This window comes from Cupriavidus sp. 05N39, from assembly GCF_056397325.1.
The window spans coordinates 1-18,345 of the sequence record NZ_JBFTNE010000002.1 but is presented as its reverse complement, the minus strand read 5'-3'; the positions used below and the strand labels follow the sequence as shown (position 1 = coordinate 18,345).

Annotated in this window: 17 protein-coding genes and 2 pseudogenes; 1 reads left to right on the top strand and 18 read right to left on the bottom strand. The window is 61.9% G+C overall.

What is annotated here, in order from left to right:
• Nucleotides 1-588 precede the first annotated feature (588 nt).
• From AC1DN0_RS01040 to AC1DN0_RS00970, 15 genes are all read right to left on the bottom strand, one after another.
• Nucleotides 589-1,005, bottom strand: a complete 417-nt coding sequence (locus AC1DN0_RS01040; RefSeq protein ID WP_035873030.1) for a F0F1 ATP synthase subunit epsilon — start codon at nucleotides 1,003-1,005, stop codon at nucleotides 589-591.
• Nucleotides 1,006-1,144: 139 nt separating this feature from the next.
• Nucleotides 1,145-2,548: a F0F1 ATP synthase subunit beta gene (gene atpD / locus AC1DN0_RS01035; protein ID WP_441632234.1), complete on the bottom strand. Its 1,404-nt coding sequence runs from the start codon at nucleotides 2,546-2,548 to the stop codon at nucleotides 1,145-1,147.
• Nucleotides 2,549-2,581: 33 nt separating this feature from the next.
• Nucleotides 2,582-3,457, bottom strand: a complete 876-nt coding sequence (atpG, locus tag AC1DN0_RS01030) for a F0F1 ATP synthase subunit gamma (RefSeq protein WP_441632232.1) — start codon at nucleotides 3,455-3,457, stop codon at nucleotides 2,582-2,584.
• 74 nt (nucleotides 3,458-3,531) lie between these two features.
• A complete protein-coding gene (gene atpA, locus AC1DN0_RS01025) occupies nucleotides 3,532-5,073 on the bottom strand; it encodes a F0F1 ATP synthase subunit alpha (RefSeq protein ID WP_477145478.1) in 1,542 nt (513 codons plus the stop codon).
• Nucleotides 5,074-5,125: 52 nt separating this feature from the next.
• Nucleotides 5,126-5,665 carry a F0F1 ATP synthase subunit delta gene (locus tag AC1DN0_RS01020; protein ID WP_441632230.1) on the bottom strand — a complete coding sequence of 180 codons (540 nt, stop codon included), beginning with the start codon at nucleotides 5,663-5,665 and terminating at the stop codon, nucleotides 5,126-5,128.
• Nucleotides 5,666-5,667: 2 nt separating this feature from the next.
• Nucleotides 5,668-6,138, bottom strand: a complete 471-nt coding sequence (locus tag AC1DN0_RS01015; protein ID WP_441632228.1) for a F0F1 ATP synthase subunit B — start codon at nucleotides 6,136-6,138, stop codon at nucleotides 5,668-5,670.
• A gap of 99 nt (nucleotides 6,139-6,237) precedes the next feature.
• Complete coding sequence (gene atpE, locus AC1DN0_RS01010; RefSeq protein ID WP_006157246.1) at nucleotides 6,238-6,504, bottom strand: F0F1 ATP synthase subunit C; 267 nt, start codon at nucleotides 6,502-6,504, stop codon at nucleotides 6,238-6,240.
• Nucleotides 6,505-6,567: 63 nt separating this feature from the next.
• Nucleotides 6,568-7,431 carry a F0F1 ATP synthase subunit A gene (atpB, locus tag AC1DN0_RS01005; protein WP_477145477.1) on the bottom strand — a complete coding sequence of 288 codons (864 nt, stop codon included), beginning with the start codon at nucleotides 7,429-7,431 and terminating at the stop codon, nucleotides 6,568-6,570.
• A 246-nt stretch (nucleotides 7,432-7,677) separates the two neighbouring features.
• Complete coding sequence (locus tag AC1DN0_RS01000) at nucleotides 7,678-8,214, bottom strand: ATP synthase subunit I (RefSeq protein WP_441632225.1); 537 nt, start codon at nucleotides 8,212-8,214, stop codon at nucleotides 7,678-7,680.
• 344 nt (nucleotides 8,215-8,558) lie between these two features.
• A complete protein-coding gene (locus AC1DN0_RS00995) occupies nucleotides 8,559-9,461 on the bottom strand; it encodes a ParB/RepB/Spo0J family partition protein (RefSeq protein WP_441632223.1) in 903 nt (300 codons plus the stop codon).
• A gap of 37 nt (nucleotides 9,462-9,498) precedes the next feature.
• On the bottom strand, nucleotides 9,499-10,272 hold the full coding sequence (locus AC1DN0_RS00990) for a ParA family protein (protein WP_035873008.1): 774 nt from the start codon (nucleotides 10,270-10,272) through the stop codon (nucleotides 9,499-9,501).
• 68 nt (nucleotides 10,273-10,340) lie between these two features.
• Nucleotides 10,341-11,048 carry a 16S rRNA (guanine(527)-N(7))-methyltransferase RsmG gene (gene rsmG, locus AC1DN0_RS00985; RefSeq protein WP_441632221.1) on the bottom strand — a complete coding sequence of 236 codons (708 nt, stop codon included), beginning with the start codon at nucleotides 11,046-11,048 and terminating at the stop codon, nucleotides 10,341-10,343.
• Nucleotides 11,049-12,989 (bottom strand): tRNA uridine-5-carboxymethylaminomethyl(34) synthesis enzyme MnmG, encoded by a 1,941-nt coding sequence (gene mnmG, locus AC1DN0_RS00980; RefSeq protein WP_441632219.1) that lies wholly within the window; start codon nucleotides 12,987-12,989, stop codon nucleotides 11,049-11,051.
• 198 nt (nucleotides 12,990-13,187) lie between these two features.
• On the bottom strand, nucleotides 13,188-14,048 hold the full coding sequence (locus AC1DN0_RS00975) for an N-formylglutamate amidohydrolase (RefSeq protein WP_441632217.1): 861 nt from the start codon (nucleotides 14,046-14,048) through the stop codon (nucleotides 13,188-13,190).
• 4 nt (nucleotides 14,049-14,052) lie between these two features.
• On the bottom strand, nucleotides 14,053-15,048 hold the full coding sequence (locus AC1DN0_RS00970) for a tripartite tricarboxylate transporter substrate binding protein BugE (protein ID WP_441632215.1): 996 nt from the start codon (nucleotides 15,046-15,048) through the stop codon (nucleotides 14,053-14,055).
• Between the two features lie 123 nt (nucleotides 15,049-15,171).
• Here AC1DN0_RS00970 and AC1DN0_RS00965 point away from each other — a divergent pair, with 123 nt between their 5' ends.
• Complete coding sequence (locus tag AC1DN0_RS00965; RefSeq protein ID WP_477145476.1) at nucleotides 15,172-16,116, top strand: LysR substrate-binding domain-containing protein; 945 nt, start codon at nucleotides 15,172-15,174, stop codon at nucleotides 16,114-16,116.
• A 264-nt stretch (nucleotides 16,117-16,380) separates the two neighbouring features.
• Here AC1DN0_RS00965 and AC1DN0_RS00960 read toward each other — a convergent pair.
• The 3 genes and pseudogenes from AC1DN0_RS00960 to AC1DN0_RS00950 form a co-directional block, all read right to left on the bottom strand.
• A pseudogene (locus AC1DN0_RS00960) lies at nucleotides 16,381-16,878 on the bottom strand (ABC transporter ATP-binding protein); the annotation flags it as partial.
• An 84-nt stretch (nucleotides 16,879-16,962) separates the two neighbouring features.
• Nucleotides 16,963-17,310 carry a hypothetical protein gene (locus tag AC1DN0_RS00955; RefSeq protein WP_441637716.1) on the bottom strand — a complete coding sequence of 116 codons (348 nt, stop codon included), beginning with the start codon at nucleotides 17,308-17,310 and terminating at the stop codon, nucleotides 16,963-16,965.
• A 21-nt stretch (nucleotides 17,311-17,331) separates the two neighbouring features.
• Nucleotides 17,332-18,345: pseudogene (locus AC1DN0_RS00950) on the bottom strand (hypothetical protein); the annotation flags it as partial.

Genomic DNA, 18,345 nt, shown 5'->3' with positions numbered 1-18,345 from the left:
GGTGATGTTCCCGCCGCCTGGCGGCGGAGCAGATGCAATGCGCGCTAAAACGCCTATTTAGACGCTTTTTTAGTTACCGCGCTTTCAACTTCTTGCAAACCGATACATTTTGTTACTGCCATCCCCAAAAGTTTCCCCCACAATGCTTTAACACAATCAGTTTTTTGTGAAAGGCGTTCCCTCCCCCAAACAGAAAGGGAGGGCGCATTGAAGAAAGCCTAAGGAAGCATTCCCACCTAGATTGACCGGATCGCAGACGATGCTGCGGTCGGTGTACCAGGTTGAGATGATGTTGGCGCGTGCCGGTTCTGGTTGGTGAGATCGTCTGAATGCGATCAATACTGTCCGACCGGATGTTGGACCACCAAGAAAGTGGTTTGCGCCTGTTGGTTGACCTGGACCTTACCCGTTCCTTCGAATTGACCCCTCGAAGGGATTTTCCCGTCCGCGCGGAGCCTCCCCGGCCCGCGCGCTTTTTTTTGTCCTGAGCCGACAGAATAGTCGTTGGGATTCAAAAAAGGCAGCCGCGAGGCTGCCTTTTTTTTGCCGCTGCCAAAAAAACAACAGCTGCGGCGGTACTGCTTCTTCTTACCGTTTCCGACGCAGGCGCGCGATGGCAGCCAGTTGCGCAGTAGCAACAGCCAGCTCGCCTTGCGCACGTGCCAGGTCGAGATCGCTGCTCTGATTCTGCATCAGCTCCTCGGCGGCGCGCTTGGCTTCCTGCGCCTTGGCTTCGTCGAGGTCGCCGCCGCGGATCGCGGTGTCCGCCAGCACGGTGACGTGCTTGGGCTGGACTTCGAGAATCCCGCCGGCCACGAACACGAACTCTTCGCTGCCGTCTTCCTTCTCGATGCGCACCGCGCCCGGCTGAATACGCGTAATCAGCGGCGTATGGCCCGGCAGGATACCCAGCTCGCCCGACTCGCCCGGCAGCGCCACGAACTTCGCCTGACCGGAGAAGATCGACGATTCGGCGCTGACGACGTCTACAAGAATGGTTGCCATGTGAATTCCTTTAGTCCCTGAAAGCTTCGGCTTCCCGTTGCCAGGAAGCAAGTATTCCGCGCTCAGGCTGAGCGCGGCCGCCGCCGACATTGCTGTCCGCGGCAACCGCCACTACGGCGCTGAAAGCGAAAGACGCCGCTTACTGGAGCTTCTTGGCCTTCTCGAAGGCTTCGTCGATCGAACCGACCATGTAGAACGCTTGCTCGGGCAGGTGATCGCACTCGCCGTCCACCAGCATCTTGAAGCCACGGATGGTTTCCTTCAGCGGCACGTACTTGCCCGGCGAACCCGTGAACACTTCCGCGACGTGGAAGGGCTGCGACAGGAAACGCTGGATCTTACGAGCACGCGACACAGCCTGCTTGTCTTCCGGCGACAGTTCGTCCATGCCCAGAATCGCGATAATGTCGCGCAGTTCCTTGTAGCGCTGCAGCGTTTGCTGAACGCGACGGGCCACGTCGTAGTGCTCCTGACCCACGACTTGCGGGTCGAGCTGACGCGAGGTCGAGTCGAGCGGATCGACGGCGGGGTAGATACCCAGCGCGGCGATGTCACGCGACAGCACGACGGTCGAGTCCAGATGCAGGAAGGTGGTAGCAGGCGACGGGTCGGTCAAGTCATCCGCAGGCACGTACACGGCCTGGATCGACGTGATCGAGCCGGTCTTGGTCGAGGTAATGCGCTCTTGCAGCTTGCCCATTTCCTCGGCCAGCGTCGGCTGGTAACCCACTGCGGAAGGCATACGGCCCAGCAGTGCGGACACTTCCGTACCGGCCAGCGTGTAGCGGTAGATGTTGTCGACGAAGAACAGGATGTCGCGGCCTTCGTCGCGGAACTTCTCGGCCATGGTCAGGCCGGACAGTGCCACGCGCAGACGGTTGCCCGGCGGCTCGTTCATCTGGCCGAACACCATGGCCACCTTGTCGAGAACGTTCGAGTCCTTCATTTCGTGGTAGAAGTCGTTCCCTTCACGGGTACGCTCGCCCACGCCGGCGAACACCGACAAACCGCTGTGCTGCTTGGCGATATTGTTGATGAGCTCCATCATGTTCACGGTCTTGCCAACGCCGGCGCCACCGAACAGGCCAACCTTACCGCCCTTTGCGAACGGGCAGACCAGGTCGATCACCTTGATGCCGGTTTCCAGCAGGTCAACCGAAGGCGACAGTTCGTCGAACTTCGGAGCCTTCTGGTGGATACCGCGCCGCTCGTCCGATGCGATCGGGCCGGCATCGTCGATGGGACGACCCAGCACGTCCATGATGCGGCCCAGGGTGCCTTGACCAACCGGCACCGAAATCGGGGCGCCGGTGCTCTTCACCGCCATGCCGCGGCGCAGGCCGTCCGACGAACCCAGGGCAATGGTACGCACCACGCCGTCACCCAGCTGTTGCTGCACTTCGAAGGTCAGGCCCTTCTCGGCGAACGAGGCTTCGTTGCTCTCTTCCAGCACGAGCGCGTCGTACACCTTCGGCAGCGCGTCGCGGGGGAACTCGATGTCCACCACGGCGCCAATACACTGCACAATATTTCCGATACTCATTTCGTATCTCCGATAGCTTGAATACTTGACGCCTTAGACGGCTGCGGCACCGCTGACGATTTCCGACAGTTCCTTGGTGATCGCTGCCTGACGGGTCTTGTTGTAGACCAGTTGCAGTTCGCCGATCACGTTCTTGGCGTTGTCGGATGCAGCCTTCATGGCCACCATGCGCGCCGACTGCTCGGACGCCATGTTTTCGGCCACGGCCTGGTACACCAGCGCTTCGACGTAGCGGACCAACAGTTCTTCCACCACGGTCTGGGCGTCGGGCTCGTAGATGTAATCCCACGAGTAGGCGCGCTTTTCATCTTCGGTCTGGGCAAACTTGTCGGCGGGGAGCGGCAGCAGCTGCTCCACCATCGGCTCCTGCTTCATCGTATTGATGAACTTGGTGTAAGCCAGGTACACAGCGTCCACCTCACCATTGGTGTAGGCGTCGAGCTGGACCTTGATCGCACCGATCAGTTTTTCCAGATGCGGGGTGTCACCGAGCTGCACCACGTGCGAAACCACCTTGGCGCCGATGCGGCCCAGGAACTGCATGCCCTTGGAACCAATGGCGGTGCTTTGCACCTGCACGCCGCGGCCTTGCAGCTCACGCAGCTCATTGGTCACCGCGCGCAGCACGTTCGTGTTCATGCCGCCGCACAGCCCCTTGTCGGTCGTCACCACGATCATGCCGACGCGCTTGATGTCGCGCGCCACCATGAAGGGGTGCTTGAACTCGGGGTTGGCTTCAGCCAGGTGCGCCGCGATATTGCGCACTTTCTCAGCGTAAGGACGGGCGTTACGCATCCGTTCCTGCGCCTTGCGCATCTTGGACGCGGCGACCATCTCCATCGCCTTGGTGATCTTGCGCGTGTTTTGCACGCTCTTGATCTTGGTTCGAATTTCTTTCGTTCCGGCCATATCTTCCTCTCCATTCGTGCTGCGGCGGCACCGTCATGGCAACGGCGCCGGCGCAGTTTCGTGGAATTGCGCGGTTAGAACGCGGCGGACTTCTTGAAATCCTCGATCGCGGCACGCAGCGTGGCTTCATCTTCCTTCGACAGATCCTTGGTATCTTCGATGCGGTTGATGAGGTCGGCGTACTTGGTCTTCAGATGGTCGTGCAGGCCCTTCTCGAACGCGAGAATGTCCTTCACTTCCACGTTGTCGAGGAAGCCGTTGTTGGCTGCGTACAGCGACGCGGCCAGCTGCCACACCTGCAGCGGCAGGTATTGAGCCTGCTTGAGCAGTTCGGTCACGCGGCGGCCGCGCTCGAGCTGCTTGCGGGTGGCATCGTCCAGGTCGGAAGCGAACTGCGCGAACGCAGCCAGTTCACGATACTGGGCCAGGTCGGTACGGATRCCGCCGGACAGCTTCTTGATGAYCTTGGTCTGGGCSGCACCACCRACGCGCGACACCGAGATACCGGCGTTSAYKGCSGGGCGGATRCCYGMGTTGAACAGGTCGGTTTCCAGGAAGATCTGGCCGTCGGTGATCGAGATCACGTTGGTCGGCACGAAGGCGGACACGTCGCCAGCCTGCGTTTCGATCACGGGCAGCGCGGTCAGCGAGCCGGTCTTGCCGGTCACGGCACCCTTGGTGAACTTCTCGACGTAGTCGGCGTTCACGCGGGCTGCGCGCTCGAGCAGACGCGAGTGCAGGTAGAACACGTCGCCGGGGTAGGCTTCGCGGCCCGGCGGGCGGCGCAGCAGCAGCGACACCTGGCGGTAGGCCCAGGCTTGCTTGGTCAGGTCGTCATAGACGATCAGCGCGTCTTCGCCGCGGTCGCGGAAGTACTCACCCATCGTGCAGCCGGCGTAGGCAGCCAGGTACTGCATGGCGGCGGAGTCCGAAGCCGTTGCCGCGATCACGATGGTGTACTCCATCGCGCCGAGCTCTTCGAGCTTGCGCACCACGTTGTTCACGGTCGAAGCCTTCTGACCGATTGCCACGTAGACGCAGAAAACGCCCTTGCCCTTCTGGTTGATGATGGCGTCGACAGCGACGGCGGTCTTGCCGGTCTGGCGGTCGCCAATGATCAGCTCGCGCTGGCCACGGCCGATCGGCACCATCGCGTCGATCGACTTCAGGCCGGTCTGCACCGGCTGGCTAACCGACTGGCGTGCGATCACGCCAGGGGCAACCTTCTCGATCACGTCAAATTCCTTGGCGTTGATCGGGCCCTTGCCGTCGATCGGCTGGCCCAGCGTGTTGACCACGCGGCCCAGCAGTTCCTTGCCAACCGGCACTTCCAGAATGCGGCCGGTGCACTTGACCGGGTCGCCTTCGGAAATGTGTTCGTAGTCGCCCAGCACCACGGCGCCGACAGAGTCGCGCTCGAGGTTCAGCGCGAGGCCGAAGGTGTTGCCGGGGAATTCCAGCATCTCGCCCTGCATCACGCCGGACAGGCCGTGCACGCGGCAGATACCATCGGTCACGGAAATCACCGTGCCGGTGTTGCGCACTTCAGCGTCAGCGCCAAGACCCGAGATGCGGGACTTGATCAGCTCGCTGATTTCTGAGGGGTTCAGTTGCATCACAATGCTCCTAATTCTTCAATCCGTCGGCCGGTATGCGCGCTTACGCGCATCATGCGGTCAGCGCCACTTGCATTGCTGCCAGGCGCGCACGCACGGAGGTGTCGAGCACTTCGTCGCCGACCTTGACGCGCACGCCGCCAATCAGCGACGGGTCCACCGCAACCGAAGGCTGCAGCTTGCGGCCGAACTTGCGTTCGAGTGAGGCGACGAGGTCGGTCAGGGTTGCGCCCTCGATAGGGAAGGCACTCGTGATCTCGACATCTGCCGACCCTTCACGGTCGTTCTTGAGCGCATGGAACTGCTCGGCGATTTCCGGCAATACCGACAGGCGGTGGTTAGCCACCAGCAGGCTGACAAAGCGCCTGGCTTCGTCGTTGACCGGAGACTTCAGGGCCGACAGGAACAGTGCGGTCAGCTTGTCGCCTTGCACGTTCGGATCGCCAGCCACCGCCTTCAAGTCGGGATTGGCGGCAACTTGCCCCATTTCCGACACCAGCTCGGACCATGCATCCAGATTGCCGCTCGACTCGGTCGCGACGCGGAACAGCGCCTCTGCGTAGGGACGGGCAATGGTTGCGGTTTCAGCCATGATTAGAGCTCAGCCTTGAGTTGATTGAGCAGATCCGCGTGGACCTGCGCGTTCACTTCGCGCTTGAGGATCTGCTCGGCACCCTTGACGGCCAGCACGGCGACCTGGTCGCGCAATTGCTCGCGCGCGCGGGTAACTTGCTGATCGGCTTCGGCCTTGGCCTGGGCAATGATGCGTGCGGCTTCTGCCTGGGCGTTCTGCTTGATCTCGTCAGCCGTCAGCTGGGCGCGCTTCTCGGCGTCGGCGACGCGTTGGGCACCTTCGGTGCGGGCTTCGGCCAGGGCCTGGTCCACACGCTTGTTGGCGAGTTCGAGCTCAGCCTTGCCTTTTTCGGCGGCGGCGAGGCCATCGGCGATCTTCTTTGCGCGTTCGTCGAGCGCCTTCACCAGCGGCGGCCAAATGAATTTGGCAACTACCCACCACAGGATGAAGAACACGACCATCTGCGCAAGAAACGTTGCGTTCAGATTCATGGTGTGTTCCTTTCGGTAATCAAACTACAGATAAATGCGCAAGGGCGGCCAGGCTAAGTGGCCCGCGCCGCCCGTCAGCATCATGCAGACCGAAAAGAATTACTTGATGACAGCCAGCAGCGGGTTGGCGAATGCGAACAGCATTGCAACACCAACACCGATCAGGAATGCCGCGTCGATCAGGCCAGCCAGCAGGAACATCTTGGTTTGCAGCGGGTTCATCAGCTCGGGCTGACGTGCGCACGCTTCGATGTACTTGCCGCCCATCAGGGCGATACCCAGGCAGGCGCCGATTGCGCCCAGACCGATGATGATGCCGATACCGATGGCGGTCAGACCCTGGATGTTGGCGAGATATGCTTGCATGACGACTCCTTTAATTGAGAAGAGACTTAGAACCAAAAAACCGAAAAACCGAAAACTTGAAAATCAGTGGTGATCGTGAGCCTGGCCGATGTACACCAGCGTCAGCATCATGAAAATAAAGGCCTGGAGCAAAACGATCAGAATGTGGAAGATCGCCCAGACAGCACCGGCCAGTACGTGACCGACGAAGCCCAGCGCGGACAGGTCTGCGCTGAACGTCCAGATGGAACCCAGCAGCGCGATCAGCAGGAACACCAGTTCGCCGGCGTACATGTTGCCGAACAACCGCATGCCCAGCGAAACCGCCTTGGCCAGGAATTCGATCAGGTTCAGGACCAGGTTGAACGGGGCCAGGTACCACTTGGCGCCGAACGGGGCCGACAGCAGCTCATGTGCGAAACCGCCCACGCCCTTGATCTTGAAGCTGTAGTAAATCATCAGCACCAGCACGGCGCATGACATGCCCAGCGTGCCGTTCAGGTCGGCCGTGGCAACGGCGCGATGGTGCGGCAGGTGGATGTGGAAGATGCCCAGCAGGCCGTTCAGGCCGGTGACCCAGTCGACCGGGATCAAGTCGACGGCGTTCATCACGGTGATCCAGCAGAACACCATCAGCGCCAGCGGAGCGATGAAGGAACGGTCGCCSTGGATGATGCCCTTGGCCTGGTCGTCGACCATCTCGACGATCATTTCGACGAATGCCTGGAAACGGCCCGGCACGCCGGCGGTGGCGCGGCGCGCTGCGGCGTACAGGAACAGGCAGGCGATGGCGCCGCACAGTACCGACCAGAACACGGTGTCGTAGTTGATGATGCTGAAGTCAACCACGGAGGCTTGCTTGCCGCCGACCGAGTTGAAATTCTGCAAGTGTTCGGCGATATAGCCGGAGGGGGTGAGGGCCTGTTCGGCGCCTTGAGCAGCTGACATGTCGAAACGAACCGTAATATTGCGAAACCAGTTGCCGGCATTTTGCCGGTACGCTTCTTGCACCGCCTTCAGCATGATTTGCTGGTCACCGCGGGCAAGCTCGTTTGAACCTTATCTGCGCCGCGCTTCACTGTTGTGACGCGCCACGCCAAAAAACTCTTGATATTCTGTTTTCGTGCCCCACTTCGACAGGAAGCACACTTATTCGATCTACTGCGCCTGGCCACTTTGCCCTGAGGCACACCCTCAGCGAATCGCCAGCGCCACCCAGTAGGTCTTGAGCGCAAGCAGGAACGTGACCAGCATCGGAACCCAGCGCAACTCGCTGTACAGCACCACCACCAGCACAAACAGTGCGGCGGTGGCAAACACCTTGATCGCCTCGCCGACCACAAGCCCGCTGATCGAGGGACGCTCGCGCGACATCCAGAGGCGCAAGGCGAAGAAGCCGCTGGGCACGAAACATACCGTGCCACCAAATAGTGCGGACCAACCCGCCGCCCCGGCGTTACCGCCGGCAAACAGTCGCCAGGCAATGGCCGACAAAACAGTAACCGCCATCTGCGCCAGCACGACCCTGCCGGGCGTCATGCGCGAAGGGCGCAGCGCGCGCTCGCCGAACAGCGTTTCCGCCTCGACGCGCGACAGCGGATCGACCGCCTCTTCCTCGCGCTCCGCCTCGTCGTCTTCCCAGGTTTCCCAGGCTGCATTACGTGCGACTTTAGGTGCGTTACGCGGCTGCCGGTCTTTATCCTGACCAGCATCATGACGATCTGAAACCACCTGCGTATTGCCTCTGCTTGTTGTTTAATCCGACCCGGAACTTTTCTGGACCGGCCGGAATTCAAACCGCACGATTTTACGAGGAATGCACCATGCGAGTCAATCTGCTTACAGACTCCTTGCAACAGTCCGCATTCCGCTTGCAATCTCCACGCGCCCATAGTGCGCGCGCGACCGACTGCCTCCAATAACGCGCCAAGTAATTGAAGCGCCTTGGGACAGCGGCGCACCATGGTCGTTTAACGCCCTTGCGTGGCGCTTACGAAGGGATCATCGCGGCCGGTCCGTGGCACTAAAACCACGCAGCCCGGCCGTTAATCGCGCACTATTTTCGGGAAGCCCACTCAGGCGGGAGACTGGCTCTCGCCGGGCTCGCGCAGGCGTGTCAGCACACCGTCGAGCGCATCGTTGCTGGTGAAGTGAATGGTGAGCTGGCCTTTGCCGCGGGTGCCCAGCTTGATCTGCACTGGCAAGCCAAGCACGTCGGATAGTTCTTCCTCAAGGCGCGTCACGTCGCGCGCCGGTGCGCCGTTGTTTGGTTTCTGCAACCTGAGGTCCAGGGGCTTGAGGGTGGAGGCTACCAGCTTTTCGGTCTCGCGCACCGACAATCGCTTATTAATGATTTGATTGGCGAGCGTGATCTGGTTGGCGCCGTCGACGGGTAGCAACGCGCGCGCGTGCCCCATGTCGAGATCGCCCGCCATCAGCATGGTCTGTACCGGCTGGGCGAGGTTCAGCAGACGCAGCAGGTTGGATACCGCGCTGCGCGAGCGCCCTACCGATTCCGCCGCCTGCTCGTGCGTGAAATTGAACTCGCGCACCAGGCGCATGATGCCTTGCGCTTCTTCCAGCGGATTGAGGTCTTCGCGCTGGATATTCTCGATGAGCGCCATCGCGGCGGCGGCTTCGTCTGCCACGTCCTTGACCAGCACCGGCACCTCGTCGAGCCCGGCGATCTTGGAGGCGCGGAAGCGCCGCTCCCCGGCAATGATCTCGTAGCGATCCGGCTCGGCCACGCGGCGCACCAGGATGGGCTGCATCAGACCCTGGGAGCGGATGCTCGCGGCCAACTCYTGCAACGCACCCTCATCCATGCGCGTGCGCGGCTGGTACTTGCCGGGCTGGAGCTGGTCCAGACGCAGCACCGAAGGCGCGCCCTCCTGCTTGACGGCATCGACAATTTCGGCCGGCCCACCCAGCAGGGCTTCCAGTCCGCGGCCCAGGCCCTTCTTCTTCACGGTGCTCATCTCGGTATCCTGTATACGTGAATCTCAGGCCCGGCGCTTAGCCGAGTTGCTTGACGCGCGCGATCATTTCCGCGCCGAAGTCGAGGTAAGCCTTGGCGCCCTTGGAGGACGGATCGAAGGCCACGCCGGGTACGCCGTAGGACGGTGCTTCCGCCAGCCGCACATTGCGCGGAATGACGGTCTTGAACACCTTGTCGCCGAAATGCGACTCAAGCTGGGCTGACACCTGCTGCTGCAATGTCACACGTGGATCAAACATCACACGAAGCAAGCCGATCACCTTCAGGTCGCGATTGAGGTTGGCGTGCACCTGCTTGATGGTGTTGACGAGATCGGACAGCCCTTCCAGCGCGAAGTACTCGCATTGCATCGGCACGATTACGCCGTTGGCGGCGCAGAGGCCGTTGAGGGTCAGCAGGGAGAGCGAGGGTGGGCAATCGATCAGCACGAAATCGTACTCGTCATCGACTTCGGCAAGGGCGTTCTTGAGCCGGCGCTCGCGCTGATCCAGCTCGACCAGCTCTACTTCCGCACCGGCCAGTTCACGGTTGGCAGGCAACACATCGTACTTGCCGGACTCGGAGTGCTGGCGCGCCTGTTTCACCGTAGATAGCCCGACCAGCACCTGATAGACGCTGTGTTCGAGCGACTGCTTGTCGATGCCGGATCCCATCGAGGCGTTGCCCTGGGGATCGAGGTCGACGAGCAGCACGCGCTGGTCCTGTGCCGCCAGCCCGGCGGCAAGGTTCACCGTGGTGGTGGTCTTGCCGACGCCGCCCTTCTGGTTTGCGATCACGAATACCTTGGCCATAAGCTCCTGCTGCTCCTGCTTGATTTCAACCTGCCGGGGGTGGGCGCCGGCGACAACCACCGGCCGGGTCAGCGGCGCGACAGCACCACCAGGTGACGCTCTGCGTCCAGCTCCGGCACGGTCAGGCGCGGGATTGCCTCGACCTGCCACTGTGCCATCAGCCCGGCCGCTTCCATGCGATCGATCTCGGGCTGGGGATAAACGCCCTTCATTGCTATCAGCTTGCCGCCCGGCGCCAGCAGGTGGCCGGCGAGCGAGACGAAATCGCTCAACTCTGCAAATGCGCGCGAGGTGATCACCGCATAGCCCTTGTTGTCCTCCAGCTTCTCGACCGGCCCCCAATGGGCAGCGGAATTGGACAATCCGAGCTGTGCCCGACACTGCGTGAGGAAGGCTGTCTTCTTTTGCACGATGTCGACCATCAGTACCGATACATCGGGACAGGCGATGGCAAGCGGCAGGCCGGGCATGCCGCCGCCCGAACCCACGTCGAGCACCCGGCGGCGCGCGCCCTCCTCCACCACGGCGGCGCGCGCCGCCTCCGCCAACGCCGGCACAGCGGCCAGCGAATCCAGCATGTGGTGGGTGAGCATCTCGTCAGGATGACGGATGGCGGTCAGGTTATAGACGCCGTTCCATTTGCGCAGCAGCGCGAGGTAGGCAAACAACTGGTCTATCTGTGGCGCGGAGAGAGCCAGCCCGATGGCGGACAGGCCGGCTTCCAGCCGACGGCGCTGGTCGGCATCGTCCACGGCGGTGTAACGTTGGTTCCTCACTCAGGCGGCCTCTTGGCTGGAGCCGGACTTGGTACGCCCCATGCCCTTTTTCTTCAGATGGACCAGCAACAGTGAAATCGCCGCCGGCGTCACGCCGGAAATACGCGATGCCTGGCCGAGTGTCTCCGGGCGGTGCTGGTTCAGTTTCTGGCCGACCTCAATGCCCAGGCCGCGCACTTCGGTGTAATCGAAGTCTTCTGGCAAGCGGGTGGATTCGTTGGCTTCCAGCTTATCCACCTCCGCAGCCTGGCGTGCGATGTAGCCGTGATACTTGATGCCGATCTCGATCTGCTCGCAAATCTGCTCGACCAGCAGGGGATCGGTATCCAGCGGCTGGGCCGGCGCGAACTTGCCATCCTGCAGTGCCATCAGTGCGTCGTACGTAACGGCCGGACGGCGCAGCAGGTCGGCGAGGTTGTACTCGCGCTCGATCGCCTTGCCGAGCAGCGGCACCGCATCCGCCTCGGGCAGCAGGCTCGGATTGACCCAGGTCCCCTTCAATCGCTCTGTTTCACGTGAAACAGCATCGCGTTTCCGGTTAAATGCATCCCAGCGCACATCGTCGACAACGCCAAGCGCCCGACCAGCCTCGGTCAATCGCATATCGGCATTATCTTCGCGCAGGCTCAAACGGAACTCCGCGCGGCTGGTGAACATTCGGTACGGTTCCGAGACCCCGCGGGTGATCAGATCGTCGACCAGAACCCCAAGATAGGCCTGGTCCCGCCGGGGAGTCCAGGCTTCGCGCTCCTTCACGAAGCACCCGGCATTGATACCGGCCAGCAGGCCTTGGGCCGCCGCCTCCTCGTAGCCGGTGGTGCCGTTGATCTGCCCCGCGAAGAACAGGCCGCGGATCGCCTTGGACTCCAGGGAGGCCTTCAGGGCACGCGGATCGAAGTAGTCGTACTCGATGGCGTAGCCAGGGCGCAGGATATGCGCGTTCTCCATGCCACGGATCGAATGCACCAAGGCGAGTTGCACGTCGAACGGCAGGCTGGTTGAGATCCCGTTGGGATAGAACTCGTTGGTCGTCAGCCCTTCCGGCTCCAGGAAAATCTGGTGGCTGTCCTTGCTGGCGAAGCGGTGGATCTTGTCTTCAATGCTGGGGCAGTAGCGCGGCCCTACCCCCTCGATCACGCCGGTGTACATCGGCGAACGATCGAGGCCGCCACGGATAATATCGTGGGTACGGCTATTGGTATGCGTGATCCAGCACGGCAATTGCTGCGGGTGCTGTTCGGCACGGCCCAGGAAGGAGAACACAGGCACCGGGTCGAGATCGCCGGGCTGCTCCTCCATCACGGAGAAGTCGATGGTGCGGCCATCAATGCGCGGCGGCGTACCGGTCTTCAAGCGGCCCTGAGGCAGCTTGAGTTCCTTCAGCCGCGCGGACAGCGATACCGACGCAGGATCGCCTGCACGTCCGCCGGTGTAGTTATCCAGCCCCACGTGAATCTTGCCGTCGAGGAAGGTGCCGGCGGTCAGCACAACCGCGCGCGCGCGGAACGTAATGCCAACCTGAGTGACGGCACCGACCACGCGGTCTCCCTCCACCACGAGGTCATCCACGGCCTGCTGGAACAGCATGAGGTTCGGCTGGTTTTCCAGCCGGGTACGGATCGCCTTGCGATACAGCACGCGGTCGGCCTGAGCACGGGTGGCGCGAACGGCCGGGCCCTTGCTGGAATTCAGGATGCGGAACTGAATGCCCGACTCGTCCGTGGCAGCCGCCATGGCACCACCCATTGCGTCCACTTCCTTGACGAGATGGCCCTTGCCAATGCCGCCGATCGACGGATTGCAACTCATCTGGCCAAGGGTCTCGATGTTATGGCTCAGCAGCAGCGTCTGGCAGCCCATACGAGCCGCGGCGAGCGCGGCTTCCGTGCCGGCGTGGCCGCCGCCGACAACAATGACATCGAATTCTTTTGGGTAAAGCATGGAGGCGCCTCCTCCGGGAGGCTGGCGGGAAATGAATCGGGATGCCGAATTATAGCGGCATTCGCTGTGGCGTCCCTGCGCCGCGGCATGTTTCACGTGAAACATGCCGCATGAATAACTCGGGTGTGTTCCACGTGAAACAAAAAAAGCCGGGCGCGATGGCCCGGCTTGGATACTGACTGGATTAACGTCTACGCATCATGCCCCGCCCTGCTCTCGCAAGTAGCTGGCAATGCGTTCGACCAGTCGGCCGAGATCCGCCTGAACCTGGCCGAACCCGGTGCTGCGCTCGCGCGTTGCCTCATCCATATACAGCGGTCGGCGAATCTCGATCTGCAAGCTGTTGCGCCGCTCGGCGGGGCGCCCAATTTGCGCTATCAGTTGCACGCCCTTGTACGGATCGTTACGCGCCACCGTATAGCCGAGCGCCCGCAATTCGGATTCCACTAGTGCGACGAAATCCGGCTCGCAGGTCGTGCCGTCGCGATCGCCCAGCACGAAGTCCGCCAGTGGACGCGGACTCTGGATCTTGAGCCGCTCATAGGCGTTGTTCGGCATCGAGTGCAGGTTCAGATGCCAGACCGCACCGAAGCGCTGGTAGGCCTCCTCCACCGCCGCCGATAGTGCCTGATGGTAAGGGCGGTAGTATCGATCAATCCGGCCGCGTACCTCTTGCAGCGAGAGCTTGCGGTCGTAGATCCGTGTGGCCGCATCCACATTGCGCCAGATCAGTCCATAGCCCAGGCGCGTCTTTTCACCTGGCGCCAGCGGCTCAGGCCAGGCGCCATCCAGCAGTTCAGGATCCAGATCGTCTAACATACGATTGGGATCGATATAGACGCGGGGGAAATTCGCAGCAATCAGCGTGCCGCCGATCCGCGGCACGGCTTCCCACAGCGATTCCACGTGGGTGTCCTCGCCGCTCCGAAGGCGCTGCCGCGGGATGGCCGCACCGAAGTCCTGCGGGTAGCACGTGCCGCTGTGCGGCGAATCGCAAACCAGCGGCAAGGCCTGAGCCTGCGGCGCGGACTGGACAAAGGGTTCGAAGCTATCATTCATGCAATCAATCCAGTTTGATATTGGCGGCCTTGGCGACGCGCGCATAGCGCGTCATGGCCTGCTGGATCTGCACCTTGAAGCCATCCGGCGTGGTCGGCACGAGCGTGCCGCCGGACTCTTCCACCTTGCGCTTGAACTCCGGGTTCTGCATGGCCTTGTGGATGGCGCTGTTGAGCTTCTCGACAATAGCCGGCGGCGTGCCCGCGGGTGCCACGATGCCGAACCAGCCGCCATCCCCCATCTCCTTGTAGCCCAGTTCCGCGTAGGTCGGCACGTTGAGCAACTGCGGTGAACGAACTGCGCCCAGCACAGCGAGCGCGCGCAGCCGGCCGGATTTCACGTGGGGCAGCGTGGACGACAGGTTGTCGGTGATCGCATTGACCTGCCCCGCCACCGCATCGTTGAGTGCCAGGCCGGCGCCCTTGTAAGGTACGTGCAGCAGGTCGATCTTGGCCAGCATCATGAAGTTCTCGATATTCACATGGCCCAGCGAACCCGCGCCCGGTGAAGCGAAACTGTACTTGCCGGGGTTGGCACGGACCAGGGCAACGAACTCCTGCATGGTCTTGGCCGGCACGCTCGGATGCACGGCGAACACACTGGGGATCGCCACCACATTGGTGACTGGCGCGAAATCCTTGATCGGGTCGTAATTCAGCTTGGGGTACACGGCCGGGTTGGAACCGTGCGTGCTGACGGTAGCCATGCCGATGGTATATCCATCCGGAGCCGCGCGCGCGACCTGCTCCATGCCAAGCGAGCCGCCGGCACCGCCCTTGTTCTCCACCACGATCGACTGGCCCAGTTCACGGCCGCCGAACTCCGCCACCAGGCGCGCCGACAGGTCAGTCGAACCGCCCGCGGCAAAAGGTACGACCAGGCGGATCGGGCGGTTCGGATAGTTGGCCTGCGCGAACGCGCCGCCAGCGGCAGAGAGGCTGGCGCATGCCGCCAGGCAGGACAGGACAAAATGCCGGCGCGGCAAACTGGCTCGGATCATGGGGTTTTCTCCTTGGAGTTATATGGGAAGGTGGCCAAGTGTCGGCAGTTTACCGGGTCCGCACAAACGACTATATTGCACGGTTGCATTACCAAAGCTCATTCTCGGCTCCGCCCTCCCCCAATGCGGCTACGCTCGCCCTCGATGTCCGAACTGCATGCCTTTGCCGCCGCCGCGCGGCTGGGCAGCTTTACGCGTGCGGCCGAGGATCTGTGTGTCACCCAGGGGGCGATCAGCCGCGCCATTGCCCGTCTCGAATCGCACTTTGGCCAGCCCCTTCTCCAGCGCAATGCGCATCGCCTGACCCTGACGGATGCCGGCCGGCAACTGCTCGACTCGGTGGCCGGCCCGCTGGCAGCCATTGAGCACGCCAGCGCCGCCCTGCTCTCTCGCGACCGTCAGCATCACCTCACGCTGTCCGCGGTGCCCACGCTGGCCAGCGTATGGCTGATACCAAGGCTGCCGGATTTCCACCGTCGCTACCCCGAGATCCGCCTGGACTTTGTGCCGTACCGGCGCAACGAGGATTTCACAGGCCCGGCGCCGGATGCTGCAATCCTGGCCGGCACCCCGGACCGCTGGCCAAGCCTGCAATGCGACTACGTGATCGGCAGCGAGATGGTACCCATCTGTCATCCCGACCGGGCCCGCGCCCGCCATGAGGCTGGACGATGGTCCGAGCCGGCAGAACTGCTGCAAGAACCCTTGCTCTACCACACCACCGCCCCTGCCAACTGRCAACACTGGCTGTATGCGGCAGGCGTACCCAGTGCTGCGCCGGCGCTTGCCACGGGCTTCGACCAGGTCTCGATTCTGGTCCAGGCGGTCAAGGCGGACATGGGGGTGGCCGTACTGCAGCGCTGTCTGGTACGGGATGAGATTGCCGCGGGGCTCGTGGTGGCGCCGTTCGATTTGCCGATCAGGCTGACGCGGGGGTACTTTCTGTGTGCGCCGAGGGAGAGGCGGGACCATCCCGCATTTGCCAAGTTTCGTGCGTGGCTACTTGGCATGGCGGCGCATGATCCCGACGTGCTGCAGGCCAATCAGGAAAATTCACCAGACAAATAACAGAAGGAAAAATTCTGTAAATTATTTTTGTTCGCCGAATAGTCACTCGCCTCTTGGTACGCGGATATCTACACAACGAATTGATCGCCAATTCGTATATGCATTTACATTCTTTCCATAGATATATAGCGTACCTATCGCTGCGCTAACCATGGATCAAGAACGCATCTGTGGGGTCCGGCTTCTTGCCATCCAATCCACAAATAGTAATGACTGGAAATGCCAGTTATTATTCGTCGTATAAATTCCGACAATCAATAAGGCCTAGGCCGCCTTCTTCGCCAGCCCCAGATACGTCTCGATCACCTTCGGATTCGCCGCCAGCTCCGCCGCCGGCCCCTCCATCGCCATGTCCCCCGTCTCGATCACATACCCATAGTCCGCCACCTGCAGCGCCGCGCGTGCGTTCTGCTCGATCAGCAGTGTCGCCACACCGGTCTTGCGCAGGTCGTTGATGATGTGGAAGATTTCCTTCACGATCAGCGGCGCCAGCCCGAGGCTTGGYTCRTCCARCATCAGCAGTTGCGGCTTGGCCATCAGCGCGCGSCCCACCGCCAGCATCTGGCGCTCGCCGCCGGACAGCGTGCCGGCATCCTGCYTSGCCCGCTCCTTCAGGCGCGGGAACAAGCCGTAGACCACTTCCATCTGGTCGAGAAAGTTCTTCTCCCCGGCGCGCTTGCGACGATACGCCCCCAGCACCAGGTTGTCCGCCACGCTCATCGAGCCGAACAGCTCGCGCTTCTCCGGCACCAGGCACATGCCGCATCACGCTTGGGCCGCGTATTTGCTAGCTGCTTGTCATCCTTTTTGACGTCCGCGATCTTGAACGCATCCTTGAGAGAATCCTCAATCAGCGTGTCGTAATTCGTGGTCCAGTAGACCGGAATAGGCAAGCGCGTCAGGATTTTGTGCGTCTCCGACAGTTCGCCCTGATGAGAAAACTCCTCCAGTATTTTTTGTAATCCCGGATCGGTTGCCGCGATGACTCACGTGATACTGGGCCAGCGATATCAGATCGTGCTCTTTATCCACGCTCAGGCCGAGCTCAGCCGCGATATCACTAAGGAGCGATGGCCAGTCCACATAACCCACGCTCTTCGACATGCCAGCGCCCGCAAAAATCGCGACGTTCTTGTTGGCCAGGTCCGAGACAAATTCCTTGATGAAGGCCTCGATGGCGCGATCAAATTTCATATTCTTCTCGATTGACGTTCTTTACATCTCGCTAAAGATGGCCCGGTCCCGCAGGTAGCCACCGCCCTCCCGCCGCGTGTTGGTCTGGCTCACGATCACCCAGTCGCGCAGGTCTCCGACATCCGCATCGGTCTGCACCGGGAAGACGGCGCCCATCTCTGCCTTGCAATTCGGCCCCTGGCCAACCTCCGGCGGTGTCATCCGGCGGTCGATCCAGGCCTGGTTTTCCTTGTAGATCTTCACCTCGAACCCGCTGAGCGGCCGGTTGGCCGCATGCTTGCGGCACACATTCTCGATGGCCGTGTTGCGATCGAGCTCGGTCACGGCGCCTGCCATGTAGAAGCCCGCCAGCGAGTCATGCATGTGGTCCTCGAACAGCGCATGGCAGCCATCCGGCGGCGGCACAGGATCTTCAAAGTGGGACATCGCAGCGGTCTCAAACGGCGTCAGCGCTTTGGCCATATTGGCGGCGAGTACCTGCATCAGGTTGGCCCCGGCACGCTCCTGGGGCGACAGCATGAGCGGGTTGCGATCCCCATAAGGGGAACGATCGGGCGCGGCCCGGTATCGCACCAGTACCAGGTCGCCCTTGAGGCGGTCATTCGATTCCTGCAGGTCGGTCTGGTCCTGGGGATTGGACGCGAGGTAGAAAGGGCGCTGTTCCAAACGCCGCAGCAGCCACGCACGCCACTGGAAAAAGCGCGCGTAGTGCTGGCTGAKCTGCTCGTTRTASGGCCCGCCTTCGCAACGGCTCCACCGCATGTACTGGTTCCAGACCTGCACCAGGCTGGGGTCGATCTCGACATCCATTCTTGCATCGCCATCGAGATATGGATACGTGGTAAGCGGCACGCCAGCCAGCAGGGCCGCCTTGTACATATGCAGCAGCGGGATCTGCGACATCAGCGCGGGCAGGCCATCCCGGGCCTTGCCCTGGTCGCCCGCCCCATAGCCGCCGCCCACGTCCGAGTGCATGCCGGGGTACAGCACCTCGCCGCCGCCCACGTCCGAGTGCATGCCGGGGTACAGCACCTC